This window comes from Proteiniclasticum ruminis, assembly GCF_900115135.1.
Classification (GTDB): Bacteria; Bacillota; Clostridia; order Clostridiales; family Clostridiaceae; genus Proteiniclasticum; species Proteiniclasticum ruminis_A.
Genome location: NZ_FOVK01000003.1, coordinates 16,869 through 35,698 on the forward strand (window position 1 = coordinate 16,869; position 18,830 = coordinate 35,698).

17 protein-coding genes are annotated in these 18,830 nt (G+C 45.9%); 10 read left to right on the forward strand and 7 right to left on the reverse strand.

Annotated features, from left to right (window positions below):
- The first annotated feature begins 220 nt into the window (after positions 1-220).
- A complete protein-coding gene (locus BM243_RS06415; protein WP_074911571.1) occupies positions 221-814 on the forward strand; it encodes a DUF4230 domain-containing protein in 594 nt (197 codons plus the stop codon).
- Entirely contained in the window at positions 811-1,443 is a 633-nt protein-coding gene (locus BM243_RS06420) for a DUF4230 domain-containing protein (RefSeq protein ID WP_074911573.1), read from the forward strand. The genes BM243_RS06415 and BM243_RS06420 overlap by 4 nt, the downstream gene beginning before the upstream one ends.
- A gap of 108 nt (positions 1,444-1,551) precedes the next feature.
- Here BM243_RS06420 and BM243_RS06425 read toward each other — a convergent pair whose 3' ends face one another.
- The 4 genes from BM243_RS06425 to BM243_RS06440 form a co-directional block, all read right to left on the reverse strand.
- A complete protein-coding gene (locus BM243_RS06425; protein WP_074911575.1) occupies positions 1,552-1,950 on the reverse strand; it encodes a 23S rRNA (pseudouridine(1915)-N(3))-methyltransferase RlmH in 399 nt (132 codons plus the stop codon).
- 264 nt (positions 1,951-2,214) lie between these two features.
- Positions 2,215-3,318: a TolB-like translocation protein gene (locus BM243_RS06430; protein WP_074911577.1), complete on the reverse strand. Its 1,104-nt coding sequence runs from the start codon at positions 3,316-3,318 to the stop codon at positions 2,215-2,217.
- A gap of 110 nt (positions 3,319-3,428) precedes the next feature.
- Positions 3,429-4,895, reverse strand: a complete 1,467-nt coding sequence (locus tag BM243_RS06435; protein ID WP_074911579.1) for a sensor histidine kinase — start codon at positions 4,893-4,895, stop codon at positions 3,429-3,431.
- Positions 4,892-5,584 carry a response regulator transcription factor gene (locus BM243_RS06440; protein ID WP_074911581.1) on the reverse strand — a complete coding sequence of 231 codons (693 nt, stop codon included), beginning with the start codon at positions 5,582-5,584 and terminating at the stop codon, positions 4,892-4,894. The genes BM243_RS06435 and BM243_RS06440 overlap by 4 nt, the downstream gene beginning before the upstream one ends.
- Positions 5,585-5,854: 270 nt before the next feature.
- Between BM243_RS06440 and BM243_RS06445 the strand changes: the two genes are divergently transcribed.
- From BM243_RS06445 to BM243_RS06460, 4 genes are all read left to right on the forward strand, one after another.
- Positions 5,855-7,090, forward strand: a complete 1,236-nt coding sequence (locus tag BM243_RS06445; RefSeq protein ID WP_074911583.1) for a MerR family transcriptional regulator — start codon at positions 5,855-5,857, stop codon at positions 7,088-7,090.
- Positions 7,091-7,252: 162 nt separating this feature from the next.
- Positions 7,253-9,049: an FAD-dependent oxidoreductase gene (locus BM243_RS06450; RefSeq protein ID WP_074911584.1), complete on the forward strand. Its 1,797-nt coding sequence runs from the start codon at positions 7,253-7,255 to the stop codon at positions 9,047-9,049.
- A 111-nt stretch (positions 9,050-9,160) separates the two neighbouring features.
- On the forward strand, positions 9,161-9,655 hold the full coding sequence (locus BM243_RS06455) for a MarR family winged helix-turn-helix transcriptional regulator (protein WP_242943522.1): 495 nt from the start codon (positions 9,161-9,163) through the stop codon (positions 9,653-9,655).
- Entirely contained in the window at positions 9,642-10,655 is a 1,014-nt protein-coding gene (locus tag BM243_RS06460; protein WP_177213472.1) for an aromatic acid exporter family protein, read from the forward strand. Before BM243_RS06455 ends, BM243_RS06460 begins: the two co-directional genes overlap by 14 nt.
- Positions 10,656-10,694: 39 nt before the next feature.
- Here BM243_RS06460 and BM243_RS15030 read toward each other — a convergent pair.
- A protein-coding gene (locus tag BM243_RS15030; protein ID WP_143093551.1) for an IS3 family transposase occupies positions 10,695-12,028 on the reverse strand; the annotation gives its coding sequence in 2 pieces (ribosomal slippage) (positions 10,695-11,647 and positions 11,647-12,028; 1,335 coding nt in all).
- 157 nt (positions 12,029-12,185) lie between these two features.
- The gene (locus BM243_RS06475) at positions 12,186-12,524 is read right to left on the reverse strand and encodes a helix-turn-helix domain-containing protein (protein WP_074911588.1); all 339 of its coding nucleotides are present in this window, start codon (positions 12,522-12,524) and stop codon (positions 12,186-12,188) included.
- A 155-nt stretch (positions 12,525-12,679) separates the two neighbouring features.
- On the opposite strand from BM243_RS06475, the gene BM243_RS06480 reads away from it, so the two are divergent.
- From BM243_RS06480 to BM243_RS06490, 3 genes are all read left to right on the forward strand, one after another.
- The gene (locus BM243_RS06480) at positions 12,680-12,886 is read left to right on the forward strand and encodes a helix-turn-helix domain-containing protein (protein WP_074911589.1); all 207 of its coding nucleotides are present in this window, start codon (positions 12,680-12,682) and stop codon (positions 12,884-12,886) included.
- Positions 12,887-13,054: 168 nt separating this feature from the next.
- Positions 13,055-14,503, forward strand: coding sequence for a decarboxylating NADP(+)-dependent phosphogluconate dehydrogenase (gnd, locus tag BM243_RS06485; RefSeq protein WP_074911590.1), 1,449 nt, complete (start codon positions 13,055-13,057; stop codon positions 14,501-14,503).
- A gap of 369 nt (positions 14,504-14,872) precedes the next feature.
- Positions 14,873-16,267 carry an NCS2 family permease gene (locus BM243_RS06490; RefSeq protein ID WP_074911591.1) on the forward strand — a complete coding sequence of 465 codons (1,395 nt, stop codon included), beginning with the start codon at positions 14,873-14,875 and terminating at the stop codon, positions 16,265-16,267.
- Between the two features lie 133 nt (positions 16,268-16,400).
- Here the strand turns inward: BM243_RS06490 and BM243_RS06495 are convergent, their stop codons facing one another.
- Complete coding sequence (locus BM243_RS06495; protein ID WP_074911592.1) at positions 16,401-17,414, reverse strand: lactonase family protein; 1,014 nt, start codon at positions 17,412-17,414, stop codon at positions 16,401-16,403.
- A 292-nt stretch (positions 17,415-17,706) separates the two neighbouring features.
- Here BM243_RS06495 and BM243_RS06500 point away from each other — a divergent pair, with 292 nt between their 5' ends.
- A complete protein-coding gene (locus BM243_RS06500) occupies positions 17,707-18,747 on the forward strand; it encodes a polysaccharide deacetylase family protein (protein ID WP_143093552.1) in 1,041 nt (346 codons plus the stop codon).
- The last annotated feature ends 83 nt before the right edge of the window (positions 18,748-18,830 follow it).

The window sequence follows — 18,830 nt, forward strand, 5'->3', positions numbered from 1 at the left end:
CTTAATTTGATATTAGGCATAGTGGTATCTTCAAAAAAACCATTTTTGAGTTCTGGGATTTCGCACTTGGATAAATAGAGATATGAGAGTATTTAAACCCGCAAAAATAACAGACCCATTATTAGAGGAGGTAATAGTCAAATTGACTTGGAAAATTCAAAAGGGTTGACTAATATTGGAAATGTCACTGACTTAATAAGTAATAAGAAGGAGAGTTATTATGAATGGGAAAAGAAGCAAAATCATTATTGTAATAGTAGCGGTTCTGGTTATAGCTGCTAGTCTAATCATCGGCCCCAAACTTCTTGGAAAAGAGGAGAAGAAAGCGGAAATCGTAACACGTTCAACATTAGAAGAGATCATTCATATCGAAGAGCTTTCAATTTATCAAGCTGTATATAATGGAGTTGCAGAAATTTACAACAAAAAGAATCCTGAAAAAATTGATTATTATGTATCATATAATGCAAAAGTGAATGCAGGATTTGACCCTAAAGATTGTATCATTGAGATAGATGACCAAAGTAAAGCAATAACATTAATATTGCCAGAGATGAAAATGTTAGACCCCATCGTGGATATCACTACACTTGATTATATTTTCCAGAATAAGAAGATTAACAACAGTTCTGTTAGCGCAGAAGCATATCAGGCATGTATAGACGACGCAATAGTTGAAAGTAATCAAAATACAGATATGTTTCAGCTTGCAGAAGAGAATGCTAAGAATGTAATGGTAGCGCTTGTAAGACCATTTCTATCTTCATTAGACAGTAAGTACAGTTTTGAAGTTGTTGTTGGAGGAGAAAAATGATGAGAGTTCACAAGTTAGCTAAGAGAACTGTTCTCATACTTTGCACACTCGTGCTGACTTCATGTGGTGTGCCTGAGAAGTCTAAGGATGTCTTAGAGGCATCACAAATGAGAGCTATTGCCGAACTTGCAGTGATGGAATGTTATTACAATAATGTAGCGAAATTCGAAGAGGAAGATGTATCTGGGTTTTTGTTCTGGAAGAAAGATAAACGTTTTTGGATAGAATATAATGGAGTAGTGGAGTTAGGGATTGATGCTTCAAAGCTGATGATAGAGGTTAATAATACTGATGTTAAAATCTATTTGCCAGCAGCTAAGATTCTAGATCATGAAGTAGACCCTAAATCACTCACTGAAGATGCATTTATAGTTGAGGATGGATCTGCCAAAGTTACTGCTCAAGATGAGAGCATAGCGTTTGCTGAGGCCGAACAAAATATGCTTGATACGGCAATGCAGGATACCTCACTAATGAAAAGTGCAAGGGATAGAGTGAAGATGCTCTTAGAAGGATATGTGATGAATCTAGGAAAGTACCTTAATATTGAGTATAAGATTGAGTGGATCGATTTACCTGCAGAGAGTGATTCAATAGATAGCATAGTCCCACCAGTTGAAACTCCATAGTGTTGTAATAGATGATAGAAAGAGAGTGCTTTGAATATTCTGAGTATCATAATTCATTCCCTTAAATTAAGACCCTCTATTGAAGTAGGGGATAATTCTTAACCATATTTACTTATGATACGGCTCATGATTCCAAATCCGAAACGCCCGATAAAGCTGCTCTAGCATACAGACAAAAGAAAGCTCAGGACTTAAGGACAGCGAAGACAACCTCATTGAATCATCCGAATCAAACGGAACATCCAGTAGAAATGCAACCTTAGAACTGCCACCAAGAGACAGCTCCTGAAGATGCTCGGAAAACTCCACAGAATCTTTAGGCAGTCCTTTGGTAGAGACCTGAATGGTATGGTATCCGGAGAGGAGATTTTCTAAAGAAATAGATTCATCATAAGGCTGAAGAGATAGCGTGCAGTATCTCTTCAGTCTTTTTATATACTCTTTGGACGCACTCTCATAATAAGAGGGAAGCACAGTTTTTGAGGTAACGATCATAATACTAAGCATAAAGCCTCCAGTGTGTGTGCATGGAAGTAGATTTGCCCAGGATTCACATTGAATATTGACCCCCTTAAGGGCTAGAATGTAAAACTTGGACACCATTTACCAAAATCATACCAGAAAACAGCAGGAAATTCATCCGCGGTAAGTTCTGGAAGGAGTCCGTGGAAGAGCCTGGTGTAATGAAAAAAGAAGAACCCCGAAAGGTTCGTCTTGTAAGAAAATGCGCTTAATGGAGTGTCTGATGCTCCTCCTACTATAGAGATAAGTTTACTTCTTTGCAGGAAGGGTCAGTGTGAGAATGGTGCTGTCAGCACCAGTACCTGTGTACTTGGTGTAAGAAAGCTGTTCTCCAGAGGGGCTGAAGACGCTTCTCTGGATTTCTCCATCCACAGCCACCACGGTGGTGGTGCCGGAAAGAAGATCATACACATAGAGTCCTTCATTGGATGCACCATTGACGTCCTTCTTCAGATAGTAGGAAATCATCCGCTGATCCTCGGACCAGGCCACTGCACTGATGGAAATGCCTTCAGCCAAAACGGTTCTGGTGGAAGCATCAGCATCACTTAAGACCAAAGTGCTTTTCGCGCCATCGCTGACAATGGCTGTGAAATGGGTGCCGCTTGGAGAAGGAAGAATACTGTAGACATTTTCCAGAGGAAGGGTGGCAATCTCTCTCGTATTCAGATCAAACTTCTTAAGAGAAGTAGAGCTGATTTCCACAAAGATTACGGCATCTTTAATCTGCACCGCATGAACCACATTCATCTCCTTCAGCTCCGCAATGTGCTCCACAGCTCCTGCAGGAGACTTCAGATAGACCCCACCTTTATAGGATGGTCCGATGAGTACGTTCTCTGATGTCCATTCTCCGCTCATAGCTTCCTCAATAAGGGTGCCTGCTCCATTTGTGGATGCCACTAGCATCACGAAGTAAGCCGGATCTCCTAAAGTGTACTCATAATAGAAGAGGCTCTTCCTATCTTTTGAAAGTTCGCCTCCCCAAAGATTGAAGTCTTTCTGACCTTGGAAAAGAGTGAATTCTGTCGTGTTCAAGTCATAGGTGTAGAGGCTTCTAGGATGGAAGTCCTTGAGATCCTCCAGTGAAAGTTTCGGAAGGTCCGTATTCTCCTTGGAAAGAATCACGGTATGTTCGTTGAGCCAACCAGTGATTTCCATGCCCTTCAGGGCTTCAATGGATTTCACCGAAATTTCTTCTGGCGTTTCTTCTCCTTCTTCTCCGATGATCACGATATCTTCCCCTGGCTTCTCCCCTGGAGAAGCATCAGGCGTTTTTCCGCTGGCACAACCGGTAACAGCTGTCAGTACCATTGCTGCAAGTAGTGTAAGTGCGATATTTTTTCTTTTCATGATTGGTACCTCCTTTTTTGATTACCCTCATCATACCCGCCGGATGTTTCTATAGAATATCCGATTGTATCCATGGTTCACTCAAATGAAAACAATAAATGAACAAAGGGTCATCCATCGGATTCCGGCGCCAAAGGGAAAGAAAGCTTAAAGGCGGTACCCTCTTCTGAGGAAGTAAGAAGCGTCAGGGTGCCGCCCTGAAGCTCCGTGTACTTCTTGGCAAGAGAAAGACCAAGGCCCACTCCGCCAGTTTCCCGGGAGCGGTTTTTGTCTACGGTGTAGAAGGGATCAAAGATCCTCTGGGAGAGATCCATGGGGATGCCGATGCCCGTATCCTCCAGCTGAAGGATGCCCAAATGCTCTTCTGGATAAATCCGGAGGAAGATCTTTCCTTGGGGCTTATTGTATTTGATGGCATTGTCCAGTAGATTCATGAGAACAATGAGGAGAGCTTCCCGGTCACCTAGGATTTCCACTTCTTCCACCTCTTTACTAAGCGTGAGATCATACTTCTCAATTTTTCCCTTCAGGCTGTGGAGAACCTCCTCCACAAGCACAGAGAGCTTCAAAGGGGAGAGGGCGGTATGAGGCTCATAATGCTCCAGCTTTGAAAGTTCCAGGGTTTTCTCCACCATGTCATAGAGCCTTCTGGTCTCCTCTTCTATGGCAGGAAGGGCCTTCTGTAGAAGCACAGGATCTTCCGGATACATGGAAAGAAGATCCAGGTACGCCCGGACAGAGGTCAGCGGGGTTTTGAACTCATGGGTGACAGCGCCGATGAATTCTTTTTGCTGTTTCCCCAGGACTTCCAGTTTCTCCACCGCTTCTGTAAGCTTCTTTTCTTCCTCCTGCATGTCTTTTAGTGTGGCTTTGATCTTTTGTCCCATATGATAGACTCCCTGGCTGAGAGAGCCGATCTCATCGTTTCTTCTGGAAACGGTAAAGTCATAGGATCCAGTCTCTATCTTTTCCACAGCCTCATTCAGTTTTACAATGTCTGTAGCATAGGATCTGAAATAGAGATACGCTGCAAGAAACGATACAAGAAACACCAGGGCGCCCACATAGAGAAAGCGGCTGGCGGTGCTTTCATAGAAGCTGTTTTCATTCCGTAAGGAATAATAGAAGGCCAGGATCCCCACCCGCTGATTCTGAAGCCTTAAAGGGGTCAGGTAGAAAAGATCATCCCCCTTTGCCCGGTACAGAGTCTTTCCTTCCAAAGCCAAAGGCAGAAGCTCCTTCAGGGTTTCCTCATTCAACGTCTCCTTTCTGGGACTGAGCAAGGTGCCCTCTAAGGAAAAGAGAGCCGTTTCCTGACCGGTATAGCTTGAAAGATTCTCTGTAAGCTCCGCAGCAGTTTTTTTCAGAAACACTTCAGGCAGAAGCTCCTCACTGGAGAGAAAGCTTTGCCGAAGATAAGCTTCGGAAAGATCCGTCTGCTGCTTCAGATAGCTTTCATACTCTCTTTTCTGATTCTCCCGGATGCCCTCCAGAATGAAGATCCGAAGAAGAAGGACCGTGAGGAGAAGTAGAATCAGGAGAAACAAGCTGAATTTCATTTTGATGCTGCTTCTCATAAGCTGCCACCTGAAACCTTATACCCCACACCGTGCTTGGTTTCAATGACATCAGAAAAATGAGGACCCAGTTTCTTCCGGAGCCTTCCCACATGAAGGTCCACGGTCCTGGTGCCGCCAATGTAGTCCATGCCCCAGATGAGGTCCAGCAGCTGCTCCCTTTCATACACCCGGTCCGGATGAAGAAAGAGGGTAGAAAGAAGATCATACTCCTTAGGTGTGAGCTCTAGAAGATTCTCTCCTGCATAGACTTTCCGCTCCTCAGGGTAGAACTTGACACCCCGGATTTCAATGAAGGAAGGATCCTTTTCCTGACTCTTTATTTCCTCCACCCGCCTTAATAGAGATTTTACTCTGGCGAGAAGCTCTCTCATGTCAAAGGGTTTTGTCATATAGTCATCGGCGCCCAGCTCCAGCCCCAGCACCTTGTCAATGATTTCTCCCTTGGCGGTGAGCATGAGGACTCCGAAAGACTTCTCATAGGAAAGCCTTTTGAGGATCTCAAAACCGTCCATACCCGGCAGCATCACATCGAGAAGCAGCACATCGGGCTGAAAGTCCTCGATGGCTTTTAGAGCGCCTTGTCCTGTATGAAGCATCCTTACCGTGAGACCTTCTTTTTCCAGGCCATAGGCTATGGCTTCCGCAATTCTCAGTTCATCTTCCAGAAGAAGGATCTTTCCTTTCATCTATGTTCACCTCACTGCACATTCGTGGTTTTCTCTGTTACTGTATGGGATCTTCATACGCACACAGGTTCATAGCTTTAGCGTACTTTAGGAGAGAAGAGGAAACGTATCAAAAGAATGGCATTGTTTAATTTTGTCAAAGAAAACAGAAAGTGGAATCTGAGGAAGGATCCATCTAAAAGGGTTCACCTTTGAATTGTCACATCTTTCACAGTAAGGTAGAATAGAAATGATATATTTCTAGACGAACAGATACAGTGGGGGAAAGAGATGAGAATTGGGGCATTTTCTAAAAAACATCAGGTGACGCAGGATGCAGTGCGTTTTTACCTGGAAAAGGGGCTACTAGTGGCCCATAAGCGGGGGGAGCAGTATTACTTCACTTCTTCTGACGGAGAAGATCTGGAGACCATCAAAATGCTGAAAGGACTTCAGTTTTCCCTCAGTGCCATACTGGAGCTCATGACCCTTAAAAGGCTCAGCGGTGAGGACTCAGCTCTCTACAGACAGAAGTATCTGAGGCATTTAAGAGCTCAGCAGGAAGAGGCTTTTGCCATGCGGAAAAAAGCCGAAAGCCTGGAGAGGATCCTTCATGAACGCATCGACGAAGTGGAAAAGGAAGAGAAGAAGGACCGGGTGCTGGGGATTCCTTTAGAAGCCCTCTCCATCCTTGCCTGTCCCGCCTGCGGGGAAAAGCTTCCTCTAAAAAGAGGCGATCTGGTGGATCATATGGTGGTGGAAGGGGACTTTTTGTGCGGCTGTGGCTATGTGGCCAAGGTCAGTGCAGGGGTCTTTGTCTATGAGCCTTCTGTCCGGACAAAGATGAACTGTGGCAGGAAAATGCAGACCAAAGAGGAGTTTCTTCAAAAATCTAGCCATACCTACATCAATCATCTCTATCAGACCATGGGCCTTATGATGGAGCGCATCGAAGAGGTGAAGAAGCCCCTTCCTTATATGATGGAGCTGAACAACTGTGTGGGCTTTTTCCTTCAGCAGTATCTGAAAGAGCTTCGGGAGGAAACCACCTATATTCTGGTGGACTATGACTTAGAGAGAATTCTTCAGCTGAAACGGAATCTAGAATGCTATGCAAAGCATGAGAAGTTTCTCTTTCTCTGCTGCGACTATGACCAGCTTCCACTGAAAAATCAGAGTGTGGATCTTGTGGTGGATTTTGGTATGGTACGAAACTTTGAGAAAGAAACGGGAAAGTGTCTTCTTACTCCAGTGCTTCCTCTTTTGAAAGAGGAAGGAGACTACGTGGGGGCGTCTCTTTATGCTGAGGTGAAAAAGTCAGAACTTCGCCCGGAAGGAAAAGGATATGAGGAGAATTATCTTTCAGAGAAGATGAAGGCGCAAGGTCTTCAGAGGATAAAAGAGTCTGCGCTGGGGCCAGCTTATCAAGAGAATCCGGAAGATGCCTTCCTCTCTGGAAAACCTCTTTATCAGAAGGTGGTTCATGGAAGAAAGAGTAAGAGAAGCGTTGTTTTAGAAGCTATATAAGAGAAGAATGAATCATCAGGAAAACCATGGGGTCAAGACCATGGTTTTTGTTATTTTATGGAAAATCCGCTGAATCTTCCTGTTGACATGGACAAAAGACAATAATTTATCATAAATATATAAGTTTGAAAAATATCAAACAAAATGCGGGAGGAAACAGAAGTGAAAAAGAGAAATCTGAAATGGTATGCAGGGCTTCTACTGGTCTTTATGATCATGAGCTTTGCGGGATGCCAGAAAAGCGATGCGCCAAAAGAAGAAGAAAAGGGACTTTATACAGCAGGCACCTATGAAGAAACCGTCCAGGGACATAATGGAGACCTGACGGTCTCTGTGGAACTGTCCAAGGATGCCATCGTATCCGTAAAGGTGCTGTCCCACAAAGAATCTGCAGGGATCAGCGACACACCCCTCGAAAGAATCCCTGCGGAGATTGTGGATGGACAGACGCTGGCTGTGGATACAATTGCGGGAGCCACGGTAACATCCAAGGCCATTCTGGCCGCAGTAGAAGCTTGCATTATAAAAGCAGGTGGAGATGCAGAAAAGCTGAAAGCAGCCACAGACAAGGAAGAAGAAACCAAGGTCACTGAGATCACCACAGACGTGGTGGTAGTCGGTGGCGGCGGTGCTGGACTCGTAGCAGCCGCATCGGCAGAAGAGCATGGCGCCAAAGTCATCGTGCTGGAAAAACTTGCTGCCACAGGAGGATCCACTGCACTGTCTGGTGGAGGGATTTCCGCCACAGACACCAAGTTCCAAAGAGCCGAAGGCATTGAAGACTCCAAGGAATCCTGGATGGAGCTTTGGAAAGAGCGCCAGGACGCGTCCAATAAAGAAGGGATGTATCCAGATTACGACTTTGTGGACCGGTTCATGGATGCCGCTGTAGTCACCACCGAATGGCTGGTGGATACGGTGAAGCATGAATACTCTGCCATCATGGGCTTTGGACTGGATCCAGTGAGAAGACTTCATTTTGCTAAGAGCGACGCCACCACCAAAGGTGGAACAACCCTGACGAACAACATCAAGAACTTCATCACCGGTGAAGGCGTAGAAATCAGAACAGAAACCGAAGTGGTGGACATCCTGGTGGATGAAAATGGAAAAGTCATTGGTGTGGAAGCAAAAGACAAGAACGGTAAACTCATTGTCCATGCGGATAAAGTGATCCTTGCAGCAGGAGGCTTTGCCAAGAGTGAAGAGCTTCTGGAGAGATTTGTGCCAGAAGCCAAAGGAACCTCAGCTCTTAGCTGGGCTTCTGCAGGAAGCACCGGAGACGGCATCGTCATGGCAGAAAAGCTCGGGGCGGCGCTTTATGAAGAGCCCTGGGTCATTGGCCTTGGCATCGGCAGCAAGATTCCAGGGACCCAAGCCCTGGGCATGGACTGGACAAGGCTTTATGTGAACTACCAGGGTGAAAGATTCATGAACGAGGAAGTGCACTACTCCATCGCCACCAACAAGCTCATTGAAGAAAAGGGCACCTGGCTCCTGGTGGATTCCACAGAAGCCAATGCCGATCTTGTGAAGGCTTTAGAAGCGGCCATGCCTTCTGAGGAAGTGGTGAAGGGTGAAACCTTCAAGGAACTGGCTGAGAATATGAAGGTCCCAGTGGAAACTTTGGAAGAAACCATGAAGACCTTCAATGACGGCGTGAAGTCTGGTGTGGATGCCATGGGCAAGTCCAAGGACTATCTGGTATCCGTGGAAAAAGCTCCCTACTATGCCATTAAGTTCTATCCCGTGACCATGGGGACCTTTGGCGGAGTGAAGACCAATGATTCCTTCCAGGTGCTGAAAGAAGACGGAAGCATCATCGAAAACCTCTACGCCACAGGAGAAAATGCCAACAAAATTCTCTACAATCAGGTGTACATGTCCGGATCCGCAGTGCAGTTCGCGCTGACCAGCGGAAGAATCGCAGGACAGCATGCTGCAGAGAACCTCAAATAATTCATTTGACTACAGGAAAAGGTGCTGGAGACAGCACTTTTTTCTATGGAGAAACCAGGACTGTAGAGAGGGGGAAAAAGAATCTCGTCTATTTGATTGGGTACAATTGAAATGGGGCAGGATTTCGATTATAGTAAAGGTATGGAAGTAAAGAAAAAAAGTTATGGCAAAGAACACGATCTCAATCTGAAACTGCTGATCTCACTCAGCCGGAGCCTTTCCATGGTCCATAAGGAGACCATGAAGAATATGAAGGACTCTGGACTGACCCCCTCGCAATTTATGGTACTGGAGGTTTTATATCACAAAGGAGACATGAGGGTCTGCGAGATCACAGAGAAGATTTTAACCAGTGGAGGCAATATGACTGTGGTCATACAAAACCTTCTTAAGGAAGACTATGTGGTGAAAAAAGCCACTCCTGGAGACAGAAGGTCTTATCAGCTGAGCCTCACAGAAAAAGGAAAAGATGTCATGGAAGAGGTGTTCCCGAAGCATCTTTCCATTATGAAAGAGTCCATGGAGGGCCTCAGCGAGGACGAAAAGAAAACCCTCATCACTCTTCTGAAAAAAATGCAAAGGCTGGATGAACATGAAGCTCCGTAAATATGTAGGATATAGAACCTTTAAAACGGCCATAGGCGCAACCCTGGCAGTCCTCATCGCTCAGTATGTGGGACTCTCCTACGCGGTTTCAGCAGGCGTCATCACGGTGCTCAGCGTCCAGAGCACCAAGAGAAAATCCATAGAAATCGCTCTTCGGAGACTGGGCTCCACCACCCTTGCCCTGGCTGTGGCGGTGGTGGTTTTCCTTCTCTTTGGCTACTCTGCCTGGAGCTTTGGGATTTACCTTCTCCTCTTCATCCCCACGGCAGCGGCATTAAACCTCAACGAGGGCATTGTGCCCAGCACCGTCCTTGTGACCCATCTGCTGGTGGAGGAGTCTGTGGCTTTTTCCTGGATCCTCAATGAGTACGGCATTCTCATCATAGGCGCAGGCATTGCCCTTCTTCTCAATACCTATATGCCCAGTGTGGAAAAAGACATCCGGGCTGCCCAGAAGGAAGTGGAAGAGCTCTTCCGTGCCATTCTTCTCAGCTTCTCCAGAAGCATCCTCACCCAGAAGAAGGATGGGGAGGCGGAAGCTCTTTTACAGAGACTGGATGCAACGCTGAAAAGAGGCATGGACAAAGCCCAGAGGCTTGCCTCCAACTACCTCTCCGAAAGCTTTGTGTATTATGTCCGGTATATGGAAATGCGGATCAAGCAGTATGAAGTGCTGAAAATCATGAGCGATCATCTGAACCACGTGACAAGGTACTATGAGCAGAACCGTCTGGTGGCCTCTCTTTCAGAGCTGGTCAGTGATCAGTTCCATGAGATCAATACAGCAAAGGAGCTCATGGATGATCTTTGTGATTATCTGGAGATTTTCAGAAGCCAGGACCTGCCCAAAACCAGAGAAGAGTTTGAGAACCGGTCCAGTCTTTATCAGTATATAAGGGATCTTCAGCGGCTTTTGGAAATTAAGAAGAAGTTTTCAGAGACTCTTTCTGAGTATGACAAAGAAACCTTCTGGAAACAGAAAAAAGATGGGGCGGCCTAAATTGTACCCTTTGTAAAGGACAGTTGGAAAAAAGTATAGCTATAGTTGACCGAGAAGATGATCCCTGTATTGTGCGGGGGTCATCTTTTTTAAGTTCCACTGGTACCTGAAATTGTTGTAGTAATCTATGTAGTCATCAATTTCTTCCTCGAGCGCATCAGAGGTTTGGCAGGTGCGGAGTTCTGCTTCGTCTTTAAAGTGCCCATAGAAAGACTCCTGAGGTGCATTATCCCAGCAGTTTCCTCTGCGGGACATCGATTGACCGAGTCCTATTGACTTCACCATGTTCTGGAAGATCGGGCTGGTGTAGTGGGAGCCTTGGTCCGAATGGATGAACGCTCCTTCAGGAAAGGCTATCCCCGTCGCCATGAGCTTCTTCAAGGTATCGGTGACCAAGGGCATCTCCAGGCTGGAGGATAGGTTGTGAGCGAGTATTTCACTGGTAGAAGCGTCTTTAATTGTCGATAGGTAAGCCCATCGTCCTGAATGATGTGGTACGTAGGTGATGTCAGTTAACAGGACCATTCCAGGAATCCCTTGTCTGAAATTTCGATTCAGTCGGTTAGGGACCACGGTATGTTCCAGTGTCGCCTTCAAGGCTTTCCTGATAGGACTGGGCTTGCGGTATGGGCAGACGATATTGTATTTCTTCATAATTCTGCGGATGCGCTTGAGGTTCATGACGATATCAAACTGGCCTGCAAGGGTCATCTTGATCTGTTTTGCACCTTTCTTTCGCTTCTTGAAGTCGTATGCTTTCTGAATAGTTTTTCTAAGTTCTTCCTCACGTTCTTCGCGCTTTCTACGGGATTCTTCGCCTTTCTCCGAGAAGTACCGGTAATATCCGGAACGCGAGGTTCCGGTGAGGCTGCACAGATAGGAGAGCATGTTTTTCAGCTTGTACTTCGTGATGACCTGTCTGATCAGGTGGTACTTATCTTCTGCGCTAAGCTCTAACGCTTCTTTCTCAGCCCCCTTTCGGCTCTGTCGATGTTTTTTAACAGTTCGTTCTCAGCCCTAAGCATATGGATTTCGGCCTTAAGCCGAGCATTCTTTTCTTCCAAAGTCAGATTTCTTGTAATAGGTCTTCCGGAGTTTCCCTTTCTACTATCCTTAAGTCCTATAATCCCATCGATCTGATACGCCTTGGTCCAACGTGATTGAGCGGCCTGGATCCGCTTGATGCCAAGGACCTCTATCCTAAATCCGTGGGCTTCGAAGATCTCCCTGGGAAGCTTACCGTTGGAATATGATGCGATGAAGATCTCTTTGAAATTATCGGTATAGGTGATACCTTTGGTACTGACTGATAGGACATGTGGGTTCTGGGATAGATCTTCTATCTCTTCCTGCGTAAACAGTTTATTGCTCATCTGCTCTCCTCCTGAATCTTTTTCTGATATTTCTCTGAGTATAACAAAATACCCTACAAAGTAGATACCTTTTTTCAGGTGTCTACTCTATAGGGTACATTTTAGCCTAAATTGGCTGCTCCATCTTTTAGTTTTATCTTCTGTTTTCTCTGCTTTCTTAGGATTCTCCTTCTCTGACCACTTTCTTCGCTTTCAGGTAGCGGATGAGCTCTTCTTTATCTTCAGGGCTCCAGTCCGGAAAATCCCGGAGAAGTTCTGTCAGCTCGCCCTGCAGGGTGGTCTCCCGGAGAAACATGGGCTCCTCCTCCTTGAAAAAGCTGTACATGGAAATGTCCAGCGCTTTGCAGAGGCTTGTCAGGGTATCGATGGGGGGCAAACTCTTCCCGTGCTCTATATCGCTGATATAGGAGATGGAAAGGTTTGTGACACTGGCGACTTCTTTCAAAGTAAGTCTCTTTTGTTTCCTGGCTGCTTTCAGTTTTTCACCAATGCTCATAAGATCCTCCAAATTCCGTAAATTTTGGTATTTTACGTTTATTTTACAATGAAAAACAGGGAAGAAGTTACAGGAAAGATAAATTACGTCAAGGACGTAAAATCCATTGAATTATTTCGGTTTGAACGTATAATAATCTTATAGGGGGTGGAGGAGTGGTCACTATCGGAGATAATATACGCAAATACCGAAAAAAGAAGAATCTGACACAAAAAGAACTTGGAGACATTGTAGGAATATCAAATACATATCTTTCAGACATGGAAATCGGAAGAACAAATCCGTCCATTAAAACACTGAAAAGAATCGCCAAAGGCCTGGAAATCAGCTATGTGGACCTACTGAAAGATACAGAAGAATAGAAGCAATCATTTCATCTGGAGCAGGAATCTTTTCTGCTCCCTTTTACTTTTTTCACGAAGTTTCCGTTGCCCCTTGAAAAAAAACAGTGAAACCATGATAATAAGAAGAAAGAGATTAACTTGTATCAAATTGATTTGGGCGGGAATCTGCCCCTTGGAGGTTAGGAAATGAAAGGTGCAATAGGAATTTATGGGTTTCGTGTCATGGGAGAAAACCTGGCGAGAAATATAGAGTCTAAAGGGTATCCGGTGACCATTGGCAACCGAAGCGTGGAAGTCATCCGGGAGTTCATGGAAGGAAAGGGAAAGGAAGGGAAGTTTATTCCCGCCTATTCCATCGAAGAGTTTGCCGCTTCTTTAGAGAAGCCCAGAAAGGTCATGCTGATGATCAAGGCTGGAGAAACGGTGGATCTTACCATTGAGAACTTCCTGCCTTATCTGGAACCAGGAGACACCCTCATTGATGGAGGAAACTCCAACTATGAGGACACCGAAAGAAGAGTTCAGTACCTGGAGGAAAAAGGCATCTATTATATCGGTTCCGGTGTTTCTGGCGGAGAGCTGGGCGCTCTCTATGGACCTTCCATGATGCCCGGCGGAAACAAAGAAGCCTGGGCAGGCGTGAAGGACATTTTCATGGCCATTGCCGCCAAGGCTGGCACAAATGGAGAGGAGCCCTGCACCACCTGGATCGGAAACGGAGGCTCTGGCCATTATGTGAAAACCGTACACAACGGCATTGAATATGGAGACATGCAGCTGATCTCTGAAGTCTATGCCATCCTACGGGATGTGGTGGGTGCAGACAATGAGGAGATGGCAAAGATCTTCTCCACCTGGAATGCAGGAAGACTGGAGAGCTACCTGGTGGAAATCACCTCCGAGATTCTCAATGAGAAAGATGAAACCGGAGAGTATATTGTGAACTACATCCTGGATAAAGCCATGCAGAAGGGAACCGGAAAATGGACAGTGATCTCTGCCCTGGAAGAAGGAGAACCTGTGACCCTCATTACAGAAGCGGTTTATGCGAGAATCCTTTCCTCCATGAAGTCGGAAAGAGTGGCAGCGGCCAAGGGGGTGGAAAAACCAAGAAGTCTTGCGGAGAAGAAGGACACAGTGGATCTTCTGGAAAAAGCCCTGTATGCGGCAAAGATCATCTCCTATGCCCAGGGGTTCTCCCTCATGAAGGCGGCATCGGATCACTACCGATGGGAACTGAAGCTGGGAGAAATCGCCTCCATCTGGAGAGGCGGCTGCATCATCCGATCGGCGTTTCTGAATGACATCCGGGCAGCTTATGAAGAGAATGTGGAGCTGAAGAACCTCATGGTGGCGCCTTTCTTCAGAACTGAACTGGAAGAAACCGTGAAGGGCTTAAGAGAGATGGTGATTCTTGGCATCCGGAACGGCATCGCCATGCCAGCCATGAGCTCGGCCCTGTCTTACTATGACGGGTATCACACAGAAAACCTGCCAGCGAATCTTCTTCAGGCCCAAAGAGACTACTTTGGGGCTCATATGTATGAAAGAGTAGACCGCCCAGAAGGTGAGTTCTTCCACCACAACTGGAGTGGAGAGGGTGGCAACACCGCTTCCACCATTTACAAAGTATAAGAAAGCTGAAAACAGCATATAAAGAGACCCCCGGGAAGAATCCCGGGGGTCTTTTTACGAATAAAAAGGAAAATAAAATACGAAATATATGGGAAAAGGACATCGGATGTACGTATACCTCCTACCATAAAAGTACCCGGGATCCAGGATAAAAGACCGAATGATGTTATGCACAGCTGTGGATATCATATGGATAAATACGGATATTGAGGAAGAAATCCACTAAAAAAGCAGAAAAGACCAAAGAAAACCGTTTCCATTCTCAAAACTGTGAAGAGTTCAAAATCACGAATAAAAAATATTGCTTATTCCTTAATGTTCGGATAGAATAGAGAAGTAATCATACTAAATATTCATACGAGGTGTAAAATGGAAAAACTCTTTAAGCTGAAGGAAAACGGCACAGATGTAAAAACCGAAGTGCTGGGTGGCTTCACCACATTCCTGACCATGGCCTACATTATTTTCGTCAACCCACAGATTCTGGCACTGACTGGAATGGATCAGGGTGCAGTATTTACCGCAACCATTCTATCCGCAGCCATCGGAACCTTCATCATGGCATTTGTTGCAAATGTTCCTTTTGCAGTGGCTCCTGGTATGGGACTGAATGCATTCTTCACTTTTACCGTTGTTTTTGTTCTTGGATACTCCTGGCAGCAAGCTCTGGCACTGGTATTCATCTGTGGACTGATCAACATTTTCATCACCGTGACTAAAATCCGTAAGATGATCGTGAAGGCGATTCCTGAATCCCTTCAGTATGCCATCAGCGGTGGTATCGGTCTTTTCATTGCTTACCTTGGCATCAAGCAGGCAGGATTCTTGACATTTACTGCAGAAACTGTATCCAGAATCACCGACAACGGAGATGGCAGCGGAATGTTCGCAGACATCATCCCCGCTCTGACTGATTTTACAAATCCAACCGCTCAGGTTGCTTTAATTGGACTCATCATCACTGTAGTGCTTCTTCTTCTGAAAGTTAGAAGTGCAATTCTTATTGGTATCGTGTCCACCACAGTCCTTGGTATTTTCTTTGGGGTTACCCATGTTCCAGAACTGTCTGCAGACATGTTCAAAGTGCCTAGCTTATCCCCAACACTCTTTGCGCTGGATTTCAAAGGCATTTTCGCAGCGGACAAGCTGTTTATCACCTTGACCACCGTCTTTGCATTCTCCCTCACCGATACCTTTGACACCATCGGAACTTTCCTGGGTGCTGGTAGAAAAGCAGGGATCTTCACAGAAGAAGATGCAAACTCCATCGAAAACTCCAAGGGAATGAGCACAAAGATGGAAAAGGCCCTCTTTGCAGATGCGACTGCCACCTCCATTGGTGCACTGCTTGGTACTTCCAATGCAACCACCTATGTGGAAAGTGCTGCGGGTATCGCTCAGGGAGCAAAGACAGGACTTGCTTCTGTAACCACAGGGGTACTGTTCCTCATCTCTCTCTTCCTTTCCCCCATCGCACTGATGGTTCCAGGCGCAGCGACTGCTCCTGCACTGATTGTAGTAGGTATCTTCATGTCTGAAGGTCTGAAGAACATTGACTGGCACGACCTGGCCGTTGCAGTTCCTGCATTCATGGTCATCGCCTTCATGCCATTCTCCTACTCCATCACCAATGGTATCGCCTTTGGATTCCTGTTCTATGCCATCTCCAAGATTCTTCAGAAGAAGGGTAAAGAAGTACATCCGATTCTTTATGTCATCACTGTACTCTTTATGCTCTCCTTCGTACTTACTGCTATTGCCTAAAGGCTACAGCGTCCCCGCGCTTTAGCTCGATCCCTATATATTCCATATAAGTGAAAAGATGCATCCTTTCTTACGAGAGGGTGCATCTTTTTCTAGGATATATTTCATTTGCTCTTTCGGAACCCTGGAAAATCTAAGATTCCTTCTCCAAAAAGACGATGGAGATGGGTTCTGGTGTTCGGATGCCTTTCTTTAGAAGCGTCAGCTCACCATTTTGCTTATCTATTCTGAAGAGACTGAGATCGTTTGTGATCATATGGGCCACCAAAAGGAAGCATCCATCGGGGCTGAGGTTGAAATCTCTCGGGTGTTCCCCTTCTGTCTGATAGGTGCCGATTTTCTCCAGCTGATGGTTTTCCTTGATCTTGAAGGCGGAAATGGAGTCATGTCCGCGGTTGGAGACATAAAGGTGCTTCTCGTCCGGAGAGAGCCGGATGGCCGCGCCAGTGTTCTCGCCCTGAAAATCCTCCGGTAGAGTCTTCACCACTTGTTTCAGCTGATAGTCGCCGTCCTTGAAGTCATAGACAAAAATCTCGGAGGAGAGCTCGGTGAAGACATAAAGATAGGGATGCTTTTTAGAAAAAGCGATGTGTCTTGGTCCGGATCCATTGGGGAGAAGTAGTTCGCCGACTTTTTTAAGCTCATCAGAAGCTTCATAGCGGTACACTTTGTCGGTGCCTAAGTCGCACACGAGCACTTCAGATTGGTGGGGATTTTTCATGGCAAAATGCACATGAGGTCCTTCCTGGCGCTTCTCATTGGGACCGGAGCCTTCATGGGCAGCCTGGTCCAGCCTTCTTCTCACCATGCCTTCTTCCAGAGCATACAGATCCAGAAGACCCTGGTGGTAGTTGGAGGCAAGCAGTCTGTCTTCAAAGGTGGAGATGTGGCAAGGGGTATTTTCTTTTTCAAAAAGCACTTTATCCACGATGCCTGTGGTGAGGTTCATGGAAAAGACGCCATGACTGCTGCCGTCTCTCATGGACCCGTAGAGGATATTCATGTCAGAGCTGAGAGCCAGGTAAGAAGGGTCTTCTACCTCATAAAAGTCTTCAATGACAAACTCCTCCTCATTAAAGTGGAAGGCACGCACACCACGGCTTTCTTTTCTTGTGTAGGAGCCGATATATCCTTTATAATCTTTCACATTGGTTCATTCCTTTCTTCTTGGTTTTCTCTACATCCTATCATAGCAAAAAAAACCAGGGATCCCATGACTCTTTTGTAAACCTTTCTGAAAATAATAGGCAGAGCTCCTTGTGTTTCCTCACTTTAGGTTTTTCATATTTTGTAAACGGATTGCCACCTTTATGTAACCTAAGTTTTATACACGGGTGTTAGACTAGTGCCAGGAAGAGGGGCAGTGAAGCTGAAATAAGGCTTCTGGAGCCCATTTCTTATAGGTTTACAAATGGGATAGAAAGAGAACGGTGAAGGACATGGAAGATTATATCTATAAAAGACAAAATTTCAATCAAAGAGAAAAACTGAGAAAAAAGAGACGGAGAAGAAAAATCTTCTTTTCCAGTGTAGGCGTTGCTCTGGTGCTGGGAGCAGGAGGCTTCTTTCTGAGAAATACGCTTCTGCCGAAGCTTCAAGAGGCGGGGGACTCTTTTGTGAAGGCTCCTCTACCGGAAGCGGGAAATCCAGGGGAAGCTCCCAAAAGCGAAGAGCTGCCAGAAGTGAAGGAGTTCACCCCCAAAAGACCTGCTGAAAAAATCCCGGCAGAAAAAACTGCGCCGGAAGTGAAGGACCTGAAAAGGCTCAAGGAAGGCTCCAACCATTCCTATGAAGCTTCTGCCTATGCGTATGACACAAGAGATGTGAAAGCATGGATGCGGGGAAGGAAAGACTTTGAAGGCGAAAAGAACCTGGCATTTCTCACCTTTGATGACGGTCCTCATAAGAACACGGAGAAAGTCTTGGATGTCCTGAAAAGGCACGGCGTTCCGGGAACCTTTTTCCTTCTGGGAGATAATGTGGATAAGAATGGAACCCCTTTGCTTCTTCAGAGGTATATTGAGGAAGGCCACGGTATTGCAGTGCACAGCTACAGCCATGATTACAGCTATCTTTATCCGGGAAGATCCGCAAGACCGGACCGGATCCTGGAAGAGTATGAGAAAACAAGGACTTCTATACGGGGACATCTGGGAGAGAGCTTTGATACCCATGTCTTCCGATTCCCGGGAGGCTCCATGAGCTGGAAGAATATGGAAGAAGCGCAGAATGCACTTCTTGCTGAAGGGATTGTGGACATTGACTGGAACTCCATGTCTGGGGATGCGGAGCCTAAAAACAGAAGACCCGCTACCTCTGAAGCCATGGGAGCATATGCCATGAAGACTTTTCGGGACAATGGAGACCGAAAGGTTGCGGTGATTCTCATGCATGATGTGCAAAAAACCACACCGGAGTATCTGGACCATCTCATCGATGAGTTTCTTGAAGCCGGATTCACCTTTGGGATCCTCAAGTAAGCGGGAGTTCACTGGGGCATTTTGGGGCGAACTTCCCCGGAAGTCTTTTTCAAAACTCATTGCCATTCGAGGATTTTAGTGCT